We start from the raw sequence: 21,355 nt of genomic DNA on the forward strand, positions 1-21,355 counted from the left end.
CAATGACCGCCCGTCCCGAATTCGAGTTCGTCACCATCGCGGCGTGCCAGAACACGGTGCGCAAGGCGTGCCCGCAGGTGGCCACCAACATCCCCGGCGTCGTCGCCTTGCGCGACAGCGAGCGGCCCGGTGAGGTGGTCACCATGACCCGCGAGGCGTGGGCGGAGTTCACCAGCGCCATCAGGTGCGGGGAGTTCGACCTGAGCGCGTAGGAGACCTGTGGACTGTCCGCTGTGTGATCAGCCCATCGCGTTCGACCCGGAGACAGGCCAAGGCTTCTGCTTCCGGTGCGACCAGTGGGCGACCGTCTACCCGGATCAACCGGACCCGTACCGGTACACACCCAAGAATCGGCCCTACCGGCCGAGGAGGCACGGTCCGAACGACCATCCGGGTAGCAACGGTGGGCAGTCCACGCCCGCATGACCCAAAAACGGCCCCGCCCGCGCGTCGTCCCTCGTGACGCATGGGCGGGGCTTCGCCGTCTACTACCTCACCACGTCCCCGCGGCTAGAACTTCCCCCGTACCGCCCTCACCATCACCCTGCGCCTCACCCTCGGCCCTCGTCCTCCGCACCCTCCGCCGCGCCGCCTTCGCACCTACTCGTCCGCGAGCGTCGAGAAGAGGTCGACCACCCGCTGCATGTCGAGCGCCTTGTCTCCGCCGTCGCCCTCCGCACTCCGGCGGCTGGGGCTCGGCGCCTGCAGGGGTTCCTCGTCAAAGTCGGCCTCGTTCTGGTCGACGGACTCCCGCCAATCGTCGAGCACCGAGTCCACCGACACCCCCGCCCGGCGCGCGATCGACTCCACGACGTCAGCGGCATTCCTGGCCGCCTCGAAGTCGTACTCGGAACGCCAGTGGTCGGCCTCCGCCTCAGCGAGCCTCACCACTTCGTCCCGGACCGTTTCCCGGAGCTCCGGGCTCAGTTCCCCGAGTTCCACGGTTTCGAAGAACAGCTCCATGTCGGCGGGGTCATAGATCCGGGAAACCGTCAGATCGACGAGCCCGTTAACGACGTCCGGGGCTACCAGACGGTAGTGCTGCGTTGCGGCGAGCAGCGCGAGGCACCCCTCCGGCTCGGGACCGGCAGACCGCCACCGACGTGCATCGATCATCGCCGCCACAGCCCGAGCACACCACTCGACCGCTTCAGGCCCGCCGAACTCGACCATGAAGGGCATTACGGTGGCCAGGGTCGCGGGGCTCCGGTCGAACGGCCTGAAGCCGCCCCGTCCGGCTGCGGCCTTCCGCTCCTCCACGGACAGGTCGAAGAGCAGCTTGACCTTCTCGACGACCGTGTCGACATTGTCGATCACGGCCTCCTTGAGCCCTTCATGCCGGGCCGCCCCGGCGGCGACGTGATCGCCGCGCAGAACCCTGCGGAACATCAGCTGGGCCGGCATTCGGGTCGACCGCTTTCCGTCGCGGCAGCCGGGAAGGTCGAGCCCGGAGTAACGGAGCAGCATCAGCAGCTGCCGGATGTCTTGGAGGCCCGAGAGCAGCACCTCCGCCTCCCCCCGGGAAACACCGAGCCGGTGGAGCAGGTAGTCGCGGCAGGACGGATTCGCCAGCGCGATCACGTGCGTCCCCCGGGGCTTCGACGTCTGCCGGTTCCGGGTGGAGATGGTGATCCAGGTCCCTTCCAGGACCTTCAGGGCCTGCTGGTAGGCGTATGGCTCGAAGCCCCGGAGGTGGGCCCAGAGGGTCTTCTCCTCGATTCCCTCCGGAGGGTAGGTGACCAGGACCGAGAGGATTCCCCTCCCCACCGGCGACAGGTGATGGTACGAGCCGGCCCACAGCTCCTCGGGGTGGTCGAGGGCCTCCTTCAGGCCCGACATCAGGACGTCGAGCGACTGGGACCTGTGCCGGACGACCTGCTCCAGGATCCGGGGGCTGTAGTTCGGATGACCGATGACGGCGAAGTAGTCCTTGCCCCCGGCCAGGAGCTTCTTGTCACCCGCGGGCAGGTCCGAGAAATAGAGGTGGTTGTAGAAGATGTGGGCCTTCACATAGGGGCTGTAGTGCTCGATCTGCACTTCAGCCCGAGTCAGGAACTCCCCGGACCGCCTGATCCGGTCGCTGCGCTCCGTGGCGTCCCGGAACACCTGCTCCCTGGTTGTCAGGATGAACCGCTTGTTCCCGGCATCCGCCCGGCGGACCTTCTCCACGAACTGGGCGATCCGGTGGTCCTCGTTCTTGCCGGTGGTCTCGGCCAGGTCGGTCTGCCCCAGGAAGTCGTCGTAGTAGAAGATCTGCGGGATCTCGTGGTTCCAGGCGTCGAACCCTTCCTTCACGTCCGCGCTGATCTGGACCACCTGCCACTGCTTCTGCCCGTGCGCGAGCAGCGCCATCTCGGCCAGGATGCTCTTGCCGACCCCTGGAGGTCCCGTGACGACGCAGACCCGGTCAGCCTCCAGGATCCGCATGACCCGGTTGAAGTGCTGCGTCCCCACGTAGTACTTGGCCCGCTTCTCGACGCTTTCCAGCAACTCCTCGGTGCGGTTCCACAGACCGGCGTGCACGATCCTCGACAACACCGCCGCCGAGGCGGTCCAGAGCTTGAATTGTCCCAGCTCGACCTGCGGATGACGGGCGAGAAGGGCATTGAGGTCCTCCAGCCCGAGGACATCCGCATGCGCGGTCGGCAGCACGGGGGAAAGGAGGCGCACCAGCTCCTCCTTTGACTCCACGGTCATCGACACACTCGTCGCGAGGATGTACCGACGGATCCCCGTTGCGGTTTTCCATTTCGCCGCTTCCTTCTTCACCGCACGCCGCAGGGCCGCCCGCCCGCCGCGCAGGAAGTGCTTGCACTGGATGACCGCACTCCCCCCGGCGACCGCACAGCGCAGATCGACCCCTTTGTCCCTGCCCGGACCGAAGGATTCGACGTGGACGCCGAGTTCGGCATTGAGCAGCTCGGCCACCAAAGCTTCGAAGTCGACGGGCGACAGGGAGCTGAAGTCGTAGTCAGGCATGGCGCTGCGGTACCGGTCCTCACATCGCTGGTGCACGGGACGCCATCATCACCCAGCGATCGCGGCGCCCGCAGCAAGAGGGCGGCGTAGTCCGACCACGGGCCCAACAGCCTCCCGCAGAACGCCAACCGCCGCCCGAGACGGCTCGCGTCCCGAGGCGGCGGTACGGTCGGCACCAGCATCAGGGCTGCGCCAGCAGCGCACGGACCGGCCGCCGCTCTGGATCTACAGCCGGGCTACCCTCTCGTGGGCCGCCGTTCCGGCCGTGCTTGCTATAGCGAGCTTCTATGTGAGTGGCTTGACACATTCGTTGATCTTGACGACGGACATGCCGCTCCTCACTGATCCGCCGGGGCCCGTACGGCCGTCGGCTCGGTTGCTCCCGAGCAGTCTGCTACACCTCACACCCCGCCGGTCGGGTGCTGCGGGCCCGGGGGCCGCCGGGGCGGGGCGGGGGCAGGGGGCGGGGCTCCGGCTTCCGGCTCAGGCGATCCAGGCCGGGAGGAGGCGGTCGGCGTCGCGCGGGGCGAGGGCGCAGGCGCCTTCGGGGGTGCGGGCGTCGGGGTTGTAGGCGTGGGAGGGGGACGGGGAGGCGACGAGGGCGGTGAAGCCCTCGGCGGTGGTGATGCGGCGGGGCACGTCGGCGGGGAGGGCGAGGGTGTCGCCGGCGGCGACCGTCAGGGTCTCGCCCGCGAGGTCGACCTCGGCCGAGCCGGCCAGCAGGGTCCAGATCTGCTCGGTGTCCATGGCGTGCAGCGGGCCCTGCCGGTCGGCGGGCATCTCGACCCGCCACTGGGCGAGGGCGGTCGCACCCTGGGTGGGTGAGGCGAGGGTGGTCATGACGGCGTTCGGGGTCTCGGTGCGACGGGCGTCGGCGGAGCGGATCACGGGCATGGCGAAGGAACCCCCTAAGATGGACAATGTCGTTGTCTATATGGTCAATGAGGTTGTCTATCGTGTCAAGCGAACCCGCCCCGCCCGGCTTCGAGCTGCCGCTGCGCCTGCTGCTGGCCTTCCGCACGATCATCGACGAACTGCACGAGCGGATCGCCCGCGAAGGGCACCCGGACCTGCGCCCGATGCACGGCTTCGTCTTCCAGGCGATCGGCCCCCGGGGCACCACCGCCGTCGAACTCGGCCGCCGGCTCGGCGTCTCCAAGCAGGCCGCGGGCAAGACCGTCGAGACCCTGGAGCAGCTCGGCTACGTCGAGCGCGGCAGCGACCCGGCCGACGCCCGCCGCAAGGTGGTCCGGCTCACCGAGCGGGGCGTGGACTGCCTGGTCCGCTCGGCGCGGATCTTCGAGGAACTGCGCACCGAGTGGTCCGCCGCCCTCGGCGAGGAGGAACTCCGCCGGATCGAGGACGGTCTGCGGCTGCTCGCCCCCGGGGACCCGTTCCGGCTCGACACCCCGCGCTGGTTCGGCAGCCCGTGAGGAACGCCGCACCAGCGCTGGGGACGGCTAGAACGACCGCCCCTCCCCCCGGTACGGCGGCTGCGGCCCGGTCGGCGGATCCGGCCGGTCCCGCCGGTCGGCGCAGAGCGTGGAGCTGAGCCGGGTGAGGAGTGCGGCGAGGTCCTCGTACTGCCGCTCGTCCCAGTCCCCCAGCAGTTCCGCGAGCTGGGTGCGCCGGGCCGCGACCAGCCGCAGCGCCGCCTCCTCCCCCGGCTCGGTGAGCCGCAGCGGCAGGCCGCCGGTGCGGGCGGCGAGGCCGCGGCCCTCCACCTCCCGGACGGCCTCCTCGACGACCGAGACCGGGACGACCCGCCGCTCGGCCAGTTCGGCGGGCTCCACCGAACCGTGGTGGTGCATCTGCAGGAGGAGCCAGCTGGAGGCGGGCCGCAGGTCGAGCCCGGCGGTGGCGGTGATCCGCCGGAAGAGGTCGCGCCGGGCCTCCCGGGTGCCCAGGACGGACAGCGCGCGGGCGATCTCGTCCAGGGAGGAGCGCTCGACCGGGTTGATCCCGATCGACTCGCTGAGGTCGGGCGCGGTCACCGTGGAGCGCAGCTTCTGCTCGCGCAGGAACAGCGACAGCACGAAGGCGACCGCCGCGACGGGCACCGCGTACAGGAACACCCGGGTGATCGAGTCGGCGTAGGCGTGGTGGACGCCGGCCTGGAGGGCGGCGGGCAGCCGGGTGATCAGGCGCGGGTCGGCGGTGATCGCCTCCACCCGGAAGCCCGGCGGCAGCGGCTGCCCGGCCAGGGCGTCGGCGAGCCGGGAGCGCAGGCCGCTGGCGAAGACCGTCCCGAAGATGGAGACGCCGAAGGAGGCGCCGATGGAGCGGAAGAAGGTGGCGCCGGCGGTGGCCACCCCGAGGTCCTGGTAGCCGACCGAGTTCTGCACGATCAGCACCAGTACCTGCATCACCAGGCCCAGTCCGAGGCCGAAGACCAGGAAGTAGAGGCTCATCTCGGCGGTGCCGCTGTGCTCGTCGAGCCGGGAGAGCAGCAGCAGGCCGACCGTGGTGACGGCCGTCCCGGCGATCGGGAAGGCCCGGTAGTGGCCGGTGCGGGCGACGATCTGGCCGGAGCCGATCGAGGTGAGCAGCATCCCGAGGACCATCGGCAGCATGTGGATGCCGGACATGGTGGGCGAGACCTGCTGGACCACCTGGAGGAAGGTCGGCAGGTAGGTGAGGGCGCCGAACATCGCGAAGCCGACCACGAAGGAGATCACCGCGACCAGGCTGAACGTCCGTGAGCGGAACAGCCGCAGCGGCAGGACGGGCTCGGCGGCCGAGCGCTCCACCTGGACGAAGGCGAGCAGCAGCGCCAGTCCGAGCACGCCCAGGCCGACGACCTGCCAGGAGCTCCAGGCCCAGGTGGTGCCGCCGAGCGAGGTCATCAGCACCAGGCAGGTGGCGACGGCGGCGATCAGCGCGGTGCCGAGGTAGTCGATCCGGTGCTCGCGCCGGGCCTCCGTGCCGTGCAGCACCGCCGCGATCACCACCAGGGCGACCGCGCCGATCGGCAGGTTGACGTAGAACACCCAGCGCCAGCTGAGGTGGTCGACGAACAGCCCGCCGAGCAGCGGCCCGAGGACGCTGGTGACGCCGAAGACGGCGCCGAAGAGGCCCTGGTACCTGCCGCGGTCCCGGGGGGCGACGAGGTCGCCGACGATCGCCTGGGAGAGCACCATCAGGCCGCCGCCGCCGAGGCCCTGGAGAGCGCGGAAGGCGATCAACTCGCCCATGTTCTGGGCGATTCCGCAGAGCACCGAGCCGATCAGGAAGATCACGATGGAGGCCTGGAAGAACCGCTTCCGGCCGTACATGTCGCCGAGCTTGCCCCAGAGCGGGGTGGCGGCGGTGGAGGCCAGCAGGTAGGCGGTGACCACCCAGGAGAGGTGGTCCAGGCCGCCGAGGTCGCTGACGATGGTGGGCAGCGCGGTGGAGACGATGGTCTGGTCGAGGGCGGCGAGCAGCATCGCCAGCAGCAGGGCCCCGATCGGCACCCAGAGGTTGGCGGCGGTGACCTCGGGCGGGCCGGGCGGGTGCGCCGGGCTCCGCCCGCTCGCGGCGCGCGGCTCCGTCATGACGTCTCCACAGGCGGCATGGCCTCTCCGTCGGGTCGCGGGGCCGGACGACCGGACGCCCAGGTGGATGATCACTCCCCGTTCCCCATGCTGGCAGATATGTCCCGTTATGCTCCGCCGGGTTGAGCCGAACGTAAGCACCGGACCCGTCGTGGGCGTTCCGGCGGTTTCCCCCGGGGCCAACCACCACCAACCGGCACAACACCCCCGCCGGGGGCCGGACGCCCCTGTCCCCCCTCCGGGACGTCCTGCATAATCAGGCCCGATCGCGAGACCCGAGAACCGAGGAGGACCGGCCGATGCCGGACCAGCACTGCCCGACGTGCGGCACCGCACGCTCCACCGGGTGCAGCTGCCTCCCCGACCGGAGCCTCGACGAGACCACCGTCCTCCCGCACCTGGAGGGCCCGCCGCTGGTCCGCCCGTACGTGCCGCAGGCGCCCGAGCAGGTCGCCGACGAGCCGCCGCTGACGGCCGACCCGTTCGCGACCACCGTGCTGCCCCCGGTCGCGCCGGCACAGCCTGCACAGCCGGCACAGCCGATGAGGCATCCGGTGCAGCAGGCCCAGCACGCACAGCAGATGCAGCCGCCGGCCACGCCCCCGCTCGGGCCGGACGCGGACGCCTACGCGACGACCGTCCTGCCGCCCGTCCCGGGCCCCGCACCGGACGCGTACGGCAACGGCGCCACCACCGTCCTGCCCGCGGTCCCGCCGGCCGGACGGCCCGGCCCGGACGCGTCCGGGGACGAGCTCGGCTACTTCCCGTTCGACAGCGGGGCCCCCGGGCCCGACTCCGCCCCCACCGGCGGACGGGCCGCGCGCCGGGCCGCCGAGCAGTCCGAGCGCGGCCCCCTCGCCGGGCGCAAGGGCCTGATCGCGGGCGTCGGCGCCGGACTGCTGGCGCTCACCGTCGGCCTCGCGTACGCCGTGACGCCGTCCTCCGAGCCGACCCGTCGGGCCGAACCGGCGCCCACCACCTCGCTCGCCCCCGCCCCGGTGGAGCCGCCGACCGTGGCCGCCCCGGCGCCCAGCGCCCCCACGCCGACCCCCGAGACGCCCAGCCCGAGCGCCACCCGGTCGGCCAGACCGAGCCCCACCAGGACCCCCACCCCCACGCCGACACCCACCCCGACCCCCACCCCGACACCGACGCCGACCCCCACGCCGACGCCGACCCCGACGCCCACGCCCACCCCGTCGCAGACCCCGCGGCTGCTCCAGATGGGAATGAGCGGGCCCGACGTCAAGGCGATGCAGCAACTGCTCGTCGGCGCCGGGTGCGGATTCGTCGACAAGTCGCTCGTCACCGGCACCTTCGACTGGTGGACCCAGACGACGCTGCAGGACTACCAGCGGCAGAACCGGATCAAGGGCGAGAACGGCGTCTACGGCCCCAAGACCCAGGCCGCCCTCACCGCCGACCCCGGCTGCTGAGCGGGGCCGGGCGGGAGGCGGCCGCGCCGTCGGCCGGTCCCACCGCCGGCCACCCGCACCACCTGCTGACCGGCGTCAGCCGGTGATCGCCCCGAAGATGCTGACCCCGGCCAGCACCACCATGATCGCCGCCGCCACCCGGACGATCAGCTTCATCGGCACGTACTTGAGCAGCTTCTGCCCGCCCACGATGGCGATCCCGCCGACCGCGCAGAGCGCCAGCCAGGAGCCCAGGCCGACGGCCAGCGGGTCGGCGTACTTGGCGGCCAGGTTGGCGGTCATGATCTGGGTCAGGTCGCCGAACTCGGCGACCGCGACGACCGCGAAGCTGGTCCCGGCCACCTTCCAGAAGCGGTTCGAGGACGGCTCCTTGGCCGCGTGCCCCTCCTCGTCCTCACCGCCGTGGAACAGCAGCATCGCCGCGCCGACCAGGAACAGCGCTCCGGTGACGCCCTCCACCCAGCGGTGCGGCAGCAGCGAGAGCAGGTGCCCGGCGGCCAGCGCCAGCACCACCTGGAGCAGCATGGCGGCGGCGACGCCCGCGAAGACGTAGCTCGCCCGGTACTTGGTGCCGAGCACCAGGCTGGCCAGCGCGGTCTTGTCCGGCAGCTCGGCCAGGAAGATGATGCCGAACGTCAACGCGGCAACGGTCAAACTCATCGGAGGAACCCCTCGGTCGGCTGTCCGGCCTCCGCAGGTCCGTCAGGGGACGCTTCGGCCCGACAGCACTGGAAATGGTCACAGCACTGCGGCCGAAGGTCTCGCCGGCAGCCGCCATTCGAGCGGTGCCCCGGGCGCCGGGCCCCTGGGGGCCAGTATGTCGACGGTCCGGTGGAGGGCTACTCCCCTTCAACGCGCTCCAGCCTACCCGACGCCGTGGCCGCCCGGCCCGGCGTCGGCCGTCACCAGACCCCGCCCGACCAGCTCCAGCACCACCACGACCGCCACCGACTCCACCGCCAGCAGCCCGATCAGCACGAACAGCTGCACCGCGCCCGCCTGCACCGGCGAGGCGCCGCCGAGCAGCATCCCCACGAAGGCGCCGGGCAGGGTGACCAGGCCGACGGTGCGGGTCTGGTCCAGCGCCGGGACCAGCGAGGTCGCGGCCGCCGTACGGCAGATCTCCAGCCGGGCGTCCCGCTCCTCGAAGCCCAGCGCCAGCGCCGCCTCCACCTCGCCGCGCCGCTGCCGCAGCTCGTCCAGGGCGCGCCGGCCGGCGAGCGAGGTCGCGGTGAGCCCGCCGCCGATCAGGATGCCCGCGACCGGGATCACCGACAGGCCCTTGAGCGGCAGCAGCCCGACGGCCAGCAGCAGGGCCAGCACCGGCAGCACCCCGGCGCCGATCGGGGCCGCCGCCCAGACCCAGCCGGGGCCCGGGGTCATCCGCCGGCCCGCGGTGCGCACCGCGACCGTGAACATCAGCAGCACGAACAGCGCCGACCACCAGAGCGAGGCGACCACCCAGCTGATCACCGCGGCGACGGCGGCCAGCTGGACGACCGCCCGCAGTCCGGCCCGCGCCACCGCCCGCCCGTGGCCGAGCAGACCCCGGCCGGCCACCGCCACGGCGGCCAGCAGCAGCACCGCGGTGACCACCCCGAGCACCGGGGTGACCGGCAGCAGCTGCCCGGCGCCGGACGCCGCCAGCGGTACGGGTGCCGACGGCGGCGACCACGGGGACAGCGGCATCAGATCCAGCTGGTGAACCACATCCGGTCCTGCCAGGACGACATCGGGATCACCTCCGCCGTGTACAGCGGGTAGAAGAAGGCGAAGCAGCCCACGATCGCGAGCACGATCAGCCCGGCCCCGATCGCCCCGTACCGGCGGCGCTGGGGGCTGCAGCCCACCGGGCCGAGGATCGCACCGAGCATCTGGGCGACGGCCAGGCACAGGAACGGCACCAGCACGACCATGTAGAAGGAGAAGATCGTCCGCTCCTGGTACTGGAACCAGGGCAGGTAGATCCCGGCCACCGCGCACAGCACGGCGCCCGAGCGCCAGTCCCGGCGGAAGAACCAGCGCCACAGCAGGTAGACCAGCGCGAAGCAGGCCGCCCACCACAGGAACGGGGTGCCCAGGCCCAGGATCTGCGCCGCGCAGCCGCCGGGGGCGGTGCAGCCGCGCGACCCGGTCGGCACCTGCTCCCAGTACATCGAGACCGGGCGGCCGTCGACCAGCCAGGCGAAGGGGTTGGACTGGTAGGTGTGCGGGGTGCTCAGGCCGGTGTTGAAGTCGTACATCTGCGAGTGGTAGTGCCACAGGCTGCGCAGCGGCGCGGGCACCCAGGTCATCGGGACCTGCGGCAGCGGGATGCCGAAGGCGTGGTCCGGGGAGAGCCCGGCGCGGCCGTCCGCCCAGTGCCGGTCGTAGCCGCCCCCGCCGTTCGCACCGCCGGCCAGCCAGCCGCTCCAGGCGCCGACGTACACCACCACGGCCGAGCCGACCATGGCGAGGAGGGCGGGTACGGCGTCCCGGCGCAGCATCGAGCGCCAGGGGTGGCGGGCGCCGGCGGCGCGGCGGCCGGACTGGTCCCAGAGCACGGTCAGGACGCCGAAGGCGGCGAGGATCGGGGCGCCGTTCCACTTGACGGCGCAGGCGGCGCCGATGAGCACCCCGGCGGCGATCCGCCAGGGGCGCCGCCCCAGCCGCACCCCGTCGCCGTCGGTGACCCCGGCGAGCCGGGCGCGGACGTGGTCGCGGTCGATCAGCAGGGCGCCGAAGGAGGCGAGCACGAAGAACATCTGGATGCCGTCGAGCAGGCCGACCCGGCTCATCACCAGCTGGAGGCCGTCGACGGCCATCAGCAGGGCGGCGGTGCAGCCGACCAGGGTGGAGCCGAAGAGCCGGCGGCCGATCCGGGCCAGCATCAGCACGGTGAGGGTGCCGAGCAGGGCGGTCATGAACCGCCAGCCGAAGGGGTGCAGTCCGAACAGCTGCTCGCCGACCGCCATCACCCACTTGCCGAGCGGCGGGTGGGCGATGAACTCGGGCGCGGAGCTGAGCGGGACGGACTGCGGGACGGCCAGGATGTCGGCGTTGGCGTGGTCGGGCCAGGTGCCCTCGAAGCCCTGCTGGAGCAGGGACCAGGCGTCCTTGGGGTAGTACGTCTCGTCGAAGACGAAGGCGTTGGGGTAGCCGAGGTTCCAGAACCGCAGCAGGCCGGCGAAGAGCGCGACGCCGATCGGGCCGAGCCAGCCGGAACGGTCGGCCGCCCAGCGCAGCAGGCCGCGCGGGGCCGGTGCCGGGTCCGGTTCGGCGGTGGCCTGGACCGCCGGGGGGTGCGTGAGCGCCGCTTGCGTCATAGCCTCGCCGATTCGCCTGTCTGCGGGGCCCTGGGGGTTGCTGCACCGGGCCCGGGTCTGCTGCCCCGGCCGGGGCCGGGCGGTCAACAGCCACTGACACTATGTGGCGGTGCCCGGGAAGCCAAGCGCGACGGGCGCCGACCAGGTGACCTGGTCGGCGCCCGTACGAGCGGCCGTACACGTGGCCGCACAAGCGGCCGATTCGCTCGGCCGCCCGCCGTCACGCGGCGGTCTGCAGCTCCCGCTCCCGGACCGGGGCCGGGGTGCGGACCACGGCCGGGGCCGCGTTGTCCTGCTCGGCCGTGAGGTACGGACGCAGGCGCAGCGCCAGCACGACGATCAGCAGCGTCGAGCCCGCCATGGCCGCGAGGTAGAGCGGCCAGGTGCCGGAGCCGACCAGCAGCACGCCGACGGCCGGGCCGACCGCGATGGCGATCTGCTTCACCAGGGCGTACCCGGCGTTGTAGGTGCCGAGCAGCCGGGCCGGGGCAAGGTCGGCGACCATCGGGCCCATGGTGGGCGCGAGCAGCGACTCGCCGACGCCGAACAGGGCGTAGATCGAGACGATGGCGACCGTGGCGGCCATGGTCTCGGTCCGGATCAGGCCGGCGACCAGGGCCATCCCCCAGGCGCCGAGCCAGACCACACCGGCCGCGGCCATCGCGGTGGTGCGGCGGCGGCGCGCCGTGATCCGCACCATGAACATCTGCAGCACCACGATGGTGACCGCGTTGGCGCCGATCGCGAGGCCCAGGGTGGACGGCGCGGTGCCGACGGTGTCGGTGGCGAAGGCCGCGACACCGGACTCGAACTGGCCGTAGCAGGTGAAGAAGATCAGCCCGGCGAGGATGCTGAGCCGCACCATCGCCTTGTCGGCGAGCAGGGCGCGCAGGCCGGTCGGGCCGGTCGCCGCGTCCTGGACGGCGCTCAGCTGGGCCTTCGGCATCCGGGCGGTGCCGGTGACCAGGGCCAGGCCGAGGAAGGTGACCGCCTCGATGGTGAACAGCCGGGTGAGGCTGGCCGGGTCGGCGACGTTCACGATCTGCCCGCCGACCAGCGCGCCGATGCCCATGCCCAGGTTGACCAGGGTGAACTGCAGCGCGAAGGCGTGCGAGCGGGTCGCGGCCGTCGAGCAGCGGACGATCATCGTGGCGAGGGCCGGCTGGCAGGTGGTGACACCCGCGCCGAACAGGAACGAGGAGACCAGCAGGGCCGGCGTGCCGGTGGCGTGGCCGAAGGCGAACGCGCCGGTGGCGGCCAGGGCCGCACCCGCCAGCAGCACCGGACGGGGACCGTACCGGTCGATGCCGCGCCCGGTGAACGGGAGGACGGCGAGCGCCGCCAGCGCGAAGACGGTGAACACCATCCCGGCCGCCAGCGAACCCAGCCCGCGCACCTGGTCCACGTACACGAACATGTACGGCATCGTGAACCCGCTGCCGAACGCGCTGAGCGCGTTGCCGATCTGGACGCGGCGCAGCGGGCCGCCCGCCCCACGTCGCTGCTGCCTCTGCTGCTTCACCGTGCCGATCACCGTGCACATCCCTTCCTGTTTCCACTGGAACTCTTAAGCCCAGAAGATTTCAGACCTAAACTCTGCCGAGATAAAGTCTTAGCACCGGAAGACTGCGGAGTCAAAGGCTTAAGGAGTGCACGCCCGTGCGACACTGGTCCGCATGACTACGGACAAGCCGTCGCCGGCTGCCGACAAGCCCCCGCGGACCACTCCCCTGGAGTTCGGCATCGCCGAGCAAGTGGCCCTCTACCAGCGGGAGTTCCCCACCGTCGACCCCCAGGTCGAGACGATCGTGCAGACCCTCAACCGGGTCTCCCGGCGGATGGGCGTCGCGTACGACCGGCAGCTGACTGTGCTCGGGATCACCTCCGCCGAGTGGGAGGTGCTCAAGGCGCTGGTGGTGAGCGGGAGCCCCTACCGGCTGGGCCCGGGCGAGCTGGCGAAGCGGCTGGGGCTCACCCCGGCCGCGATGACCCACCGGATCGACCGGATGGTGGCCGAGGACCTGGTCACCCGGGAGCGGGACGAGTCCAACCGGGTGCGGGTGATCATCGAGCTGACCGAGAACGGCCGCGACAAGTGGCTGGAGTCGATGCGGATGGCCGCGGTGTTCGAGGAGGAGCTGCTGCAGGACGTCGTGGGCGAGGAGCGCACCGCGCTGTCCGGCCTGCTGGCCCGGATGCTGCGGCGGATCGAGGAGAGCCAGCCGGACGCGCTCGGACGCACGGCCGACCTGGCCTGAGCCGCGGTCGCGGTCGCGGTCGCAGGCCCGGAACGACGGAGTCCGGCTCGCCGGGGGTGCTCCCCCGACGGGCCGGACTCCGTTCTCGTTCAGGTGCCGCGGGGTCCGTGGACCCCGGACGGTCAGCGGGTCGGCAGGTCAGCCGCTCCGCGGGTCAGCGGGTCGGCAGGTCAGCCGCTCCGCGGGTCAGCGGGTCAGCGGGTCAGCAGGGACCGTTGTCGGTCCAGACGCCCCACTGGCCGCTCTGGGTCGGGTCGTCGCCCTTGGTCCACCACTTGTTGGTGTAGTAGTGGCCCTTCCAGGAGACCTTGGTGCCGCCGGCCGCGTAGGTGGCGTTCGGGTCCCAGCTCGGGGCGGCCGAGCAGGTGGCCGGCGTGGTCGGGGTGCCGGTCGGAGTCCCGGTGGGCGTGCCGGTCGGGGTACCGGTGGGGGTCCCGGTCGGCGTGCCGGTCGGGGTCTGGGTCGGCGTCGGGGTGCCGGTCGGCGGGGCCGGGCAGCCGGCCGCGGAGCCGTTGGTGGCGTTCACCATCGTGTCGAACAGGCTGGTGTTGGTCCCCAGGTCGTACAGCGAGAAGGCGAAGGAGCCGCCGAGGCCGTTGCAGTGCGCGTAGTCCAGCTTGGCCTGGATGGACTTGGCGTTCTCACCGCTCCAGAAGGTGGTGCCGTCGTAGAAGTAGGCGGCCTTGGCGTCGTCGTCCCAGAAGGTCTTGGACGGGTTGTCGACGAAGCCGGCCAGCTCCTTGTACATCTGGATGCCCGGGACGTTGCCGGACATCGCGGCGCCGGTGGCCGGGGCGGTGGCGGGCTGGAAGAGGCCGTTCTTGCCGTTGTTCTGGACGCCGGTCCAGCCGCGGTAGTAGAACGGCACACCCATGTTGATCTTGTTGGCCGGGAAGCCGCCGGGGATGCCGTACTGGGCGTCGCCGACCGTCCACGCCTTGATGGCGTTGTCGATCGAGTACTTGCCGTTGCCCGGCTTGGCCGGGGTCGACGGGTCGTTCGGGCCGGAGTACAGCGGGGCCTGGTGGTTGGTCGGACCCTGGGGGTCCCAGCCGCCGTGCATGTCGTAGGTCATGACGTCGAGGAAGGTCAGGTACTGACCGATCTTGTCGGTCTCGACGTTCATGATCTTGTCCTGGCCGGCGCCGACCGCCGCCGAGAGGGCGTAGGTCTTGTTGTCGGCCTTGCCCTGGGCGTCCAGCTGGTTGCGGAACTCCTGCAGCAGCAGGGTGAAGTTCTGCTTGTCGGCCGGGCTGGAGATGTTGCCGGTGTGGCCGCCGCCGCCCGGGTACTCCCAGTCGATGTCGATGCCGTCGAAGACGCCCTTGCCCGTGCCCGGACCGCCGTAGCCGGCGTCGGACGGGAGGTTGCCCTTGATGAACATGTCGAGGCAGGACGAGACCAGGTGCTTGCGCGAGGCGTCCGTGGCGGCCGCCGACGAGAAGTACTTGGAGTAGGTCCAACCGCCGATCGACAGCAGGATCTTGAGGTTGGGGTTCTTCGCCTTGAGCTTCTTGAGCTGGTTGAAGTTGCCCGCGATCGGCTGGTTCCAGACGTCGCCGACGCCGTCCACCGAGATGTCCGCGCCGAAGCTCTTCTGGTAGTCGGCGAAGGCGTCGGCCGCGCCGTCACCGGCGTTGGGGTTGTTGTCGTTGGTGTCGGCGGCCTTGGTCGCCTCGAAACAGCCCAGGTCGGACGGGGAGATGTTGGCGAAGTCGTAGATCAGGTAGTCCAGCTTCCCGGCCACGCCGGTGTCCTGGATCGTCTTCGGGTAGTACGCGTTGGCGTACACCGACCACTGGTCGTAGTAGGCGACCTTGATGCCGCCGCTGGTGGCGGTCGCGCCGGTGGAGTTGGTGGTCGCGGCGTTGGCCGCGCCACCGCCGGACAGCGCGAGGCCGGCGCCGAGCAGCAGCGAGGCGGTGGTGCCGGCCGCGATGGCGGCCAGGCTCTTCGGGCGGCGCCGGCGGGGCCCGTCCGGAGCCGGGGTCCCGGCCCTTTCAATGCGTGAGCGCAGCATGGGTGCGTGACTCCTGGGTGTGGGGGTTCCGTCGCCCGGTGGGGTGGCGCGTCCGGGGTGGGGCCGGACGACCGGGACATGACAGATCAGGGGTGGGAATCGAGCGGACAGGCCATGACGGACACCGGGATGTGCCGAACCGGCGCCCCCGGCACGAGGCCGGTGACGCCGGTTCAGGGGCTCCCTGCACCTGGGGAATAAAAATGGACTAGACCAACTCCCCCGTCAAGGGGTCCTGTTGGCCTTGAGACCCGCTTAAGGTTCCGCACCCGCCCCGGAACGGCGGCGCCCGGAGCCGGAACGGGCTCCCCGCGGCCCGGTGCTCAGAACCGGACGGCGTTCGCCACCTCGGCCTCCACCGTGCCGCTGAGCTCCCGGTTGGCCTGCGCGGTGGCCTGGGCGCTCTGGCCCGCCGCCACGTCCTGGACGGTCACCGCGGTGGCGTCCAGCAGCTTGCCGCTCCCGTCGGTGAAGTTCACCTGGACCACGTACCGGTACGACTCCTGGCCGTGGTTGGTGACGGTCAGCTGCGCCTGCGGCCTGCCGTCCGGACCGGTCGACACCGCGCCGACCGAGACGTCCCCCTTGGCGTCCAGCCCGCCCTTGATCCCGGCGACCGCCGAGGAGGCCGCCGAGACCGCCGCGGAGGCCTCCGCCTGCGCCGAGCCGAGCAGCCCGCCCACGCCGCCGGCCGCCGAGGCCAGCGCCGACGCGGCGGAGGCGGCGGCGCTGGCCGCCTTCTGCACCTCGCCGGCCGCCGCGGAGGCCTCACCGCGCGCACTCTTGCCGGAGGAGCAGCCGGCCAGCACCGCCGAACCCAGCACGGCGGCCGCCAACACCCCTGCGGCCAGCCGGTGCTGACGGTTCGTCGGTACGGCCGGGCGCGGTGCGGTGCGGCGCGGCCCGGAGGCGGCCCGGGTGAGCGGCTGGCGGTCCATGCGGGTCCTCGTTCCTTCCGGCGCCGGGCTGCCCGGCACACCTCCCGCCCACCCTCCGAGCCGCCCGCCGCGCCCGCCAGCAGGGGTGGTGCCTCCGGGTGAGGCCTCCTGCGGCCTTCCGGACGGGGCCCGGCCTCAGGACAGCCCGGAGCCCTCCTGCTCGTCGGCCTCCACCGCCGCCCGCTCCTCGCGCAGCCGCACCAGGTGCCGACGGCGCGCCACCACCCCGTACGCGCCCGCCGCGCTCGCCACGAAGGCCAGCGCGCCGACCCACGGCCGGTCGAAGACGTGCCCGGTCAGGTGGTCCAGCGAGTACCGCCCGGGGCCGGCCAGGCCCATCGCCAGGGCGGTCCCGCCCAGGAACGCCGGGTACTCGTAGCCGCCGGACATCGCGAAGAAGCCCGCCGGGGCGTGCACCGCCACGGCCCCGGCCATCGTCCCGGCCACCACCGCACCGGCCGCCGGGGTGGCCAGCCCGGCCACCAGCAGCGCGCCGCCGCCCGCCTCGCCGACGCCCGCCGCGATGGCGCTCTCCCGGGCCGGGTGGAAGCCCATGTGGTCCATCGCCTGGGTGGTGCCCTCCAGGCCGCCACCGCCGAACCAGCCGAACAGCTTCTGGGTCCCGTGCGCGATCAGCACCCCGCCGACCGCGCTGCGCAGGGCCAGCAGGCCCAGGTCCCTACGGTTCAGGCACATGTCGCATCCTCGTTTCCGCCGGGGGAGTGGTCGTCCGTACCTCCATGGCACCCGAGAGCGCCCGCCGGCTCGACCCGGGGCCGCCATCCGGGCGAATCCGGCCCCGACAAGGAATGCTGGGCCCATGTTCGTCTTCAACCTGGGCAGCGCCTTCATCACCTTCTTCGCCGTGGTCGGCCCGCCGAAGACCCTGCTGACCTTCGCCAGGCTGGCCGGGGACCGCAGCACCCGGGAGCTCCGGCGGCTGGCCGCCTGGAGCACGGCCGTCTCGGCGCTGATCGGCCTGGTCCTCGGCTTCGGCGCGGACGAGGTGACCACGCTCTTCCACATCAGCGACCAGTCGCTGCAGCTCGCCGGCGGGGCGATCTTCTTCGTCTACGCCGTCGCGCTGGTCTTCGGCCTCCACCTCGGCGCGGACGGCGACGACGACGAGCACCTGGGCAACCCGCTCGTGGACGGCATCCGCGAACTGCTGCTGCCGTACATCGCCAGCCCGCTCGCGATCACCGCCGTCCTGGTCGCCTCGCTCAACCAGGACAACTGGGGCTGGAAGGCCGCCGTCGCCGGGGCGTACGTGGCCGTCGCGGTGCTCAACTACCTCTGCGTGGCCGTGCTCGCGCCGCTGATGCGGCGCACCCACAGCACCTCGCTGGAGGTGGCGTCCCGGCTGCTCGGGCTGCTGCTCGCGGCGGTCGGCGTCGAGCTCTTCCTGGAGGGCCTGGCCGGGCTCGGGGTGCCGCTGCCCGCCGGGCACTGAGCCGCAGCCCCCGGGCGGGCGCTCAGCCGGCCGCCAGGAGGGTCAGCACCTCGCCGATCCGCCCGCGCACCAGCGGGTCGGCGACCAGCCCGTCCGGGCCGACCGCGCCGCGCTCCAGCGGGATCCGCACGCAGGCCTGCGCCAGCACGGCCGCGCCGGTGTAGCCCAGGACGGTGCCCAGGGTCGCCTCGGCGCCCTGGCCGCGGCCGGGCCCGGCGCAGTTGATCCAGGCCGCGGGCTTGTCCGAGATCTCGATCCCGCCGACCGTCCAGTCCAGCAGGTTCTTGAACGAGCCGGGCAGCGTCCCGGCGTACTCGGGGGTGCAGACGAGCAGCGCGTCGGCCGCCTCGATCGCCGCCCGCAGCGCGGCCACCGGCTCCGGCAGGGGGTCGGTGTCGTGGTCCGGGTTGAAGTGCGGCAGCCCGGCCAGGTCGGCGTAGTACGTGGTCCGGACGCCGGGCAGGTCGTCGGCCACCGCGGCGGCGGTGCGCAGCACGGCCTCGTTGGCGGAACCGGCCCGCAGGCTCCCGGGCAGCAGCAGGATGTGGCGCTCGTTCGGCATGCCGAGGAACCTACTCCCTGACGTCCGCGTCAAGGCCAACCGGCGCCAGGGCCGGCCGGCGCCGGGGGGGGCAGGCGGGCTCGCGCCGGTCAGCTCGGCAGCAGCGGCCGCCAGGGTACCGGGCTGGAGAGGATCATCGAGCTGGCCGGCGGCCCGTACCCGCCGAGCCGGTCGCAGAGCGCCTCGAACTCGGCCATCGTGGCAACCGCGACCAGCAGCACGCAGCAGGCCCCGCCGGTGACCCGGTGCAGTTGCAGCACCTCCGGCCAGGTCGCCACCTCGGGGTCGCGCAGCACGCAGCGCGGGCCGTAGCACTGCACCTGGACCAGCGCGGTGATCGGCAGCCCGGCCCGGGTGGGGTCCACGTGGGCGTGGTAGCCGCTGATCACGCCGTCCGCCTCCAGGCGGCGGACCCGTTCGGCCACCGCGGGTGCAGACAGGCTCACCCGGCGGGAGAGTTCGTTGTACGAGAGTCTGGCGTCGGCCTGGAGTTCGGCCAGCAGGCGGCGGTCGACGGCGTCCATGGGGGCTCCCGGAGCGATGGTGATCAGCAGGTGTGATCAGCGGTTTTTCATTCGTAAAGCAGATCGACCGAACGCCTCGCGAACGACAACCCGAAGCCCTGTTGCGGTGCTCGTCGGCCATTCAAGCGGGGGACCGCGGCGCCGCACAATGGGCACCCCGGTGGAACCAGGACGTCCGTCCGCTCCACCGGACCCGGGCGACGCGGCCCGGACGGAGCAGGAGGGATCGGGATGGGGCACGACACGGTGGAGACACCCAGCCTGTCGTTCGGTGGGGACGGCCGGCCGGGTCGGGGCACCCCGTACGCGCAGTACGTGCGGCTGGAGGAGCTGCACAGCCTCCAGCACCCGCGCAGCAAGGAGCCGGCCGAGCTGTCCTTCATCGTCACCACCCAGGTGATGGAGCTGCTCTTCGACCTGCTGCGGCACGAGTGGACGATCGCCCGGCAGGCGCTGCGCGAGGACGACCCGACCGCCGCGCGGGCCGCGCTGCGCCGCGGCACCCACGTCCAGGACGTGCTGGTGGAGTCCTGGGACCTGCTGGCCACCATGACGCCGCAGGAGTTCAACTCCTTCCGCGCCCTGTTCGGCGAGGCCTCCGGCTTCCAGTCCTCGGCCTTCCTGCACCTGGAGTTCCTGCTCGGCAACAAGAACGCCGCGCTGCTGAACATGTACGAGGGGATGCCGCAGACCCGGGCCGAGCTGGCCGAGGCACTGCGCTCCCCCGGCCTGTACGACGAGGTGCTCGGCCTGCTGGCCCGCCGCGGCCTGGCGGTGCCCGCGGCCGTCCCGGAGCAGCGCTACCGGCCCTCCGAGGAGGTCGCCGCGGCCTGGCGCCGGGTCTACACCGAGCCGGAGTACGCCGACCTCCAGCCGCTCGCCGAGACGCTGCTGGACGTCGCCGAGCGGGTCACCCGCTGGCGCCAGCGGCACCTCAGCTCGGTCAAGCGGACCATGGGCGCCAAGCCCGGCTCGGGCGGTTCCAGCGGACTGACCTGGCTGCGCAAGGCGGCCGAGCAGGACGTGTTCCCGGAGCTGTGGACGATCCGGGACGAGCTGTGACCGAGCCGGTGGCGAAGGAGAGAACGGGCATGACCACGCGCGAGGACTGCGCGGCGCTGGACGCCGTCGACCCGCTGGCGGCGTTCCGCGAGGAGTTCGCCCTGCCGGACGGGGTGATCTACCTGGACGGCAACTCGCTGGGCGCGCTGCCGGTGCGCACGCCCGAGCGGGTGGCCCGGGTGGTCGAGCGCGAGTGGGGCCGGGAGCTGATCCGCAGCTGGAACGACGCCCGCTGGTTCGAGCAGCCGTACCGGCTGGGACGGCGGATCGCGCCGCTGATCGGGGCCGATCCGGCGGAGGTGGTCGTCTGCGACACCACCTCGGTGAACCTGTTCAAGGTGCTCGCGGCCGCGCTCCAACTGCGCCCGGGGCGGCGCACGGTGCTCGGCGACGTCGAGGCCTTCCCGACCGACCTGTACATCGCCGAGGGCGTGACCGGCCTGGTCGAGGGCGGGCGCAGCGTGCTGATCCGCCCCGAGGAGCTGGACCGGCACCTGGACGGCGACGTCGCCGCCGTGGTGCTCTCGCACGTGGACTACCGCACCGGCGAACTGCTGGACATGCCCGGGATCACCGCCCGGGTGCAGGCCGCGGGCGCCCTGATGATCTGGGACATCTGCCACTCCGTCGGCGCGCTGCCGGTCGAACTCGGCGCCGCCGGCGCCGACTTCGCGGTCGGCTGCACCTACAAGTACCTGAACTCCGGCCCCGGCTCGCCGGCCTTCCTGTACGTCGCCGAGCGGCACCTGGCGGCCGGTCCGCGGCAGCCGCTGAGCGGCTGGTTCGGGCACGCCCGCCCGTTCGCCTTCGAGCCCGGGTACGACCCCAGGCCGGGCATCGGGCGCTTCCTGACCAGCTCGCCCTCGCTGCTCGGCCAGGCCTCGCTGGAGGTCTCCCTGGACATCTGGGAGCGGGCCGACCTGGCCGCCGTACGGGTCAAGAGCCTGGCGCTGACCGACCTGTTCGTCTCGCTGGTGGAGGGCCTGGACGGGATCGAGGTGGTGACCCCGCGCGAGCACGCCCGGCGGGGCAGCCAGGTCGCGCTGCGGCACCCGGACGGGTACCCGGTGGTCCAGGCGCTGATCGCGCGCGGGGTGATCGGGGACTTCCGCGCACCGGACCTGATGCGCTTCGGCTTCACGCCGCTGTACCTCTCGTACACCGAGGTGTGGGACGCGGCCCGGCAGCTGGCCGAGGTGCTGGAGAGCGGTGAGTGGCGGGAGGAACGGTTCTCCCGTCGGGGCGAGGTGACCTGACCGGGGCAAGGGGCCGGCGGAAGGGG

The 21,355-nt window shown here is 72.4% G+C and carries 19 protein-coding genes; 7 read left to right on the plus strand and 12 right to left on the minus strand.

Annotated features, from left to right (window positions below):
* Positions 1 to 2 precede the first annotated feature (2 nt).
* On the plus strand, positions 3 to 212 hold the full coding sequence (locus tag ACFWXO_RS20260; RefSeq protein WP_380525224.1) for a DUF397 domain-containing protein: 210 nt from the start codon (positions 3 to 5) through the stop codon (positions 210 to 212).
* A gap of 388 nt (positions 213 to 600) precedes the next feature.
* Here ACFWXO_RS20260 and ACFWXO_RS20265 read toward each other — a convergent pair whose 3' ends face one another.
* Positions 601 to 2,979, minus strand: a complete 2,379-nt coding sequence (locus ACFWXO_RS20265; protein ID WP_380525225.1) for a restriction endonuclease — start codon at positions 2,977 to 2,979, stop codon at positions 601 to 603.
* Positions 2,980 to 3,462: 483 nt separating this feature from the next.
* On the minus strand, positions 3,463 to 3,873 hold the full coding sequence (locus tag ACFWXO_RS20270) for a cupin domain-containing protein (RefSeq protein ID WP_375887907.1): 411 nt from the start codon (positions 3,871 to 3,873) through the stop codon (positions 3,463 to 3,465).
* A gap of 62 nt (positions 3,874 to 3,935) precedes the next feature.
* Here ACFWXO_RS20270 and ACFWXO_RS20275 point away from each other — a divergent pair, with 62 nt between their 5' ends.
* Complete coding sequence (locus ACFWXO_RS20275; protein ID WP_375887905.1) at positions 3,936 to 4,412, plus strand: MarR family winged helix-turn-helix transcriptional regulator; 477 nt, start codon at positions 3,936 to 3,938, stop codon at positions 4,410 to 4,412.
* A gap of 27 nt (positions 4,413 to 4,439) precedes the next feature.
* On the opposite strand, the gene ACFWXO_RS20280 is transcribed toward ACFWXO_RS20275, so the two are convergent.
* Positions 4,440 to 6,515, minus strand: coding sequence for a DHA2 family efflux MFS transporter permease subunit (locus ACFWXO_RS20280; RefSeq protein ID WP_380525226.1), 2,076 nt, complete (start codon positions 6,513 to 6,515; stop codon positions 4,440 to 4,442).
* Positions 6,516 to 6,814: 299 nt separating this feature from the next.
* Here ACFWXO_RS20280 and ACFWXO_RS20285 point away from each other — a divergent pair, with 299 nt between their 5' ends.
* A complete protein-coding gene (locus tag ACFWXO_RS20285) occupies positions 6,815 to 7,951 on the plus strand; it encodes a peptidoglycan-binding domain-containing protein (protein ID WP_380525228.1) in 1,137 nt (378 codons plus the stop codon).
* A 75-nt stretch (positions 7,952 to 8,026) separates the two neighbouring features.
* On the opposite strand, the gene ACFWXO_RS20290 is transcribed toward ACFWXO_RS20285, so the two are convergent.
* The 4 genes from ACFWXO_RS20290 to ACFWXO_RS20305 all read right to left on the minus strand — a co-directional run bounded on the left by ACFWXO_RS20290 (position 8,027) and on the right by ACFWXO_RS20305 (position 12,778).
* Positions 8,027 to 8,611 carry a TMEM165/GDT1 family protein gene (locus ACFWXO_RS20290; protein ID WP_380407709.1) on the minus strand — a complete coding sequence of 195 codons (585 nt, stop codon included), beginning with the start codon at positions 8,609 to 8,611 and terminating at the stop codon, positions 8,027 to 8,029.
* A 204-nt stretch (positions 8,612 to 8,815) separates the two neighbouring features.
* On the minus strand, positions 8,816 to 9,661 hold the full coding sequence (locus tag ACFWXO_RS20295) for an ABC transporter permease (RefSeq protein ID WP_380525229.1): 846 nt from the start codon (positions 9,659 to 9,661) through the stop codon (positions 8,816 to 8,818).
* Positions 9,640 to 11,256, minus strand: a complete 1,617-nt coding sequence (locus ACFWXO_RS20300) for a dolichyl-phosphate-mannose--protein mannosyltransferase (RefSeq protein ID WP_380525230.1) — start codon at positions 11,254 to 11,256, stop codon at positions 9,640 to 9,642. Before ACFWXO_RS20300 ends, ACFWXO_RS20295 begins: the two co-directional genes overlap by 22 nt.
* Before the next feature lie 220 nt (positions 11,257 to 11,476).
* Positions 11,477 to 12,778: an MFS transporter gene (locus ACFWXO_RS20305; RefSeq protein ID WP_380525231.1), complete on the minus strand. Its 1,302-nt coding sequence runs from the start codon at positions 12,776 to 12,778 to the stop codon at positions 11,477 to 11,479.
* A gap of 154 nt (positions 12,779 to 12,932) precedes the next feature.
* On the opposite strand from ACFWXO_RS20305, the gene ACFWXO_RS20310 reads away from it, so the two are divergent.
* Entirely contained in the window at positions 12,933 to 13,514 is a 582-nt protein-coding gene (locus ACFWXO_RS20310) for a MarR family winged helix-turn-helix transcriptional regulator (RefSeq protein WP_375887892.1), read from the plus strand.
* Between the two features lie 202 nt (positions 13,515 to 13,716).
* Here the strand turns inward: ACFWXO_RS20310 and ACFWXO_RS20315 are convergent, their stop codons facing one another.
* From ACFWXO_RS20315 to ACFWXO_RS20325, 3 genes are all read right to left on the minus strand, one after another.
* Positions 13,717 to 15,534 (minus strand): glycosyl hydrolase family 18 protein, encoded by a 1,818-nt coding sequence (locus ACFWXO_RS20315; protein WP_380525233.1) that lies wholly within the window; start codon positions 15,532 to 15,534, stop codon positions 13,717 to 13,719.
* Between the two features lie 323 nt (positions 15,535 to 15,857).
* A complete protein-coding gene (locus tag ACFWXO_RS20320; RefSeq protein ID WP_380525234.1) occupies positions 15,858 to 16,472 on the minus strand; it encodes an FxLYD domain-containing protein in 615 nt (204 codons plus the stop codon).
* 135 nt (positions 16,473 to 16,607) lie between these two features.
* On the minus strand, positions 16,608 to 17,168 hold the full coding sequence (locus ACFWXO_RS20325) for a DoxX family protein (protein WP_375887885.1): 561 nt from the start codon (positions 17,166 to 17,168) through the stop codon (positions 16,608 to 16,610).
* Between the two features lie 124 nt (positions 17,169 to 17,292).
* On the opposite strand from ACFWXO_RS20325, the gene ACFWXO_RS20330 reads away from it, so the two are divergent.
* The gene (locus tag ACFWXO_RS20330; RefSeq protein WP_375887882.1) at positions 17,293 to 17,925 is read left to right on the plus strand and encodes a MarC family protein; all 633 of its coding nucleotides are present in this window, start codon (positions 17,293 to 17,295) and stop codon (positions 17,923 to 17,925) included.
* Positions 17,926 to 17,947: 22 nt separating this feature from the next.
* Here ACFWXO_RS20330 and ACFWXO_RS20335 read toward each other — a convergent pair whose 3' ends face one another.
* Both ACFWXO_RS20335 and ACFWXO_RS20340 read right to left on the minus strand, forming a co-directional pair.
* Positions 17,948 to 18,487, minus strand: coding sequence for an NADPH-dependent FMN reductase (locus tag ACFWXO_RS20335; RefSeq protein WP_380406186.1), 540 nt, complete (start codon positions 18,485 to 18,487; stop codon positions 17,948 to 17,950).
* A gap of 89 nt (positions 18,488 to 18,576) precedes the next feature.
* Complete coding sequence (locus ACFWXO_RS20340) at positions 18,577 to 19,011, minus strand: Lrp/AsnC family transcriptional regulator (RefSeq protein ID WP_030288688.1); 435 nt, start codon at positions 19,009 to 19,011, stop codon at positions 18,577 to 18,579.
* 231 nt (positions 19,012 to 19,242) lie between these two features.
* On the opposite strand from ACFWXO_RS20340, the gene ACFWXO_RS20345 reads away from it, so the two are divergent.
* Together ACFWXO_RS20345 and kynU are read left to right on the plus strand one after the other, a co-directional pair.
* Positions 19,243 to 20,073: a tryptophan 2,3-dioxygenase gene (locus ACFWXO_RS20345; RefSeq protein WP_380525236.1), complete on the plus strand. Its 831-nt coding sequence runs from the start codon at positions 19,243 to 19,245 to the stop codon at positions 20,071 to 20,073.
* A 29-nt stretch (positions 20,074 to 20,102) separates the two neighbouring features.
* Complete coding sequence (gene kynU, locus ACFWXO_RS20350) at positions 20,103 to 21,329, plus strand: kynureninase (protein WP_380525237.1); 1,227 nt, start codon at positions 20,103 to 20,105, stop codon at positions 21,327 to 21,329.
* The last annotated feature ends 26 nt before the right edge of the window (positions 21,330 to 21,355 follow it).

The sequence above is a fragment of the Kitasatospora sp. NPDC059088 genome (genome assembly GCF_042738155.1).
Lineage (GTDB): Bacteria > Actinomycetota > Actinomycetes > Streptomycetales > Streptomycetaceae > Kitasatospora.

What these genes read in the sequence shown, in the direction of transcription:
- ACFWXO_RS20260 (WP_380525224.1), top strand. Translation starts at nt 3, where the DNA reads ATGACCGCCCGTCCCGAATTCGAGTTCGTCACCATCGCGGCGTGCCAG.
- ACFWXO_RS20265 (WP_380525225.1), bottom strand. Translation starts at nt 2,979, where the DNA reads ATGCCTGACTACGACTTCAGCTCCCTGTCGCCCGTCGACTTCGAAGCT.
- ACFWXO_RS20270 (WP_375887907.1), bottom strand. Translation starts at nt 3,873, where the DNA reads ATGCCCGTGATCCGCTCCGCCGACGCCCGTCGCACCGAGACCCCGAAC.
- ACFWXO_RS20280 (WP_380525226.1), bottom strand. Translation starts at nt 6,515, where the DNA reads ATGACGGAGCCGCGCGCCGCGAGCGGGCGGAGCCCGGCGCACCCGCCC.
- ACFWXO_RS20285 (WP_380525228.1), top strand. Translation starts at nt 6,815, where the DNA reads ATGCCGGACCAGCACTGCCCGACGTGCGGCACCGCACGCTCCACCGGG.
- ACFWXO_RS20290 (WP_380407709.1), bottom strand. Translation starts at nt 8,611, where the DNA reads ATGAGTTTGACCGTTGCCGCGTTGACGTTCGGCATCATCTTCCTGGCC.
- ACFWXO_RS20300 (WP_380525230.1), bottom strand. Translation starts at nt 11,256, where the DNA reads ATGACGCAAGCGGCGCTCACGCACCCCCCGGCGGTCCAGGCCACCGCC.
- ACFWXO_RS20310 (WP_375887892.1), top strand. Translation starts at nt 12,933, where the DNA reads ATGACTACGGACAAGCCGTCGCCGGCTGCCGACAAGCCCCCGCGGACC.
- ACFWXO_RS20315 (WP_380525233.1), bottom strand. Translation starts at nt 15,534, where the DNA reads ATGCTGCGCTCACGCATTGAAAGGGCCGGGACCCCGGCTCCGGACGGG.
- ACFWXO_RS20320 (WP_380525234.1), bottom strand. Translation starts at nt 16,472, where the DNA reads ATGGACCGCCAGCCGCTCACCCGGGCCGCCTCCGGGCCGCGCCGCACC.
- ACFWXO_RS20325 (WP_375887885.1), bottom strand. Translation starts at nt 17,168, where the DNA reads ATGTGCCTGAACCGTAGGGACCTGGGCCTGCTGGCCCTGCGCAGCGCG.
- ACFWXO_RS20330 (WP_375887882.1), top strand. Translation starts at nt 17,293, where the DNA reads ATGTTCGTCTTCAACCTGGGCAGCGCCTTCATCACCTTCTTCGCCGTG.
- ACFWXO_RS20335 (WP_380406186.1), bottom strand. Translation starts at nt 18,487, where the DNA reads ATGCCGAACGAGCGCCACATCCTGCTGCTGCCCGGGAGCCTGCGGGCC.
- ACFWXO_RS20340 (WP_030288688.1), bottom strand. Translation starts at nt 19,011, where the DNA reads ATGGACGCCGTCGACCGCCGCCTGCTGGCCGAACTCCAGGCCGACGCC.
- ACFWXO_RS20345 (WP_380525236.1), top strand. Translation starts at nt 19,243, where the DNA reads ATGGGGCACGACACGGTGGAGACACCCAGCCTGTCGTTCGGTGGGGAC.
- kynU (WP_380525237.1), top strand. Translation starts at nt 20,103, where the DNA reads ATGACCACGCGCGAGGACTGCGCGGCGCTGGACGCCGTCGACCCGCTG.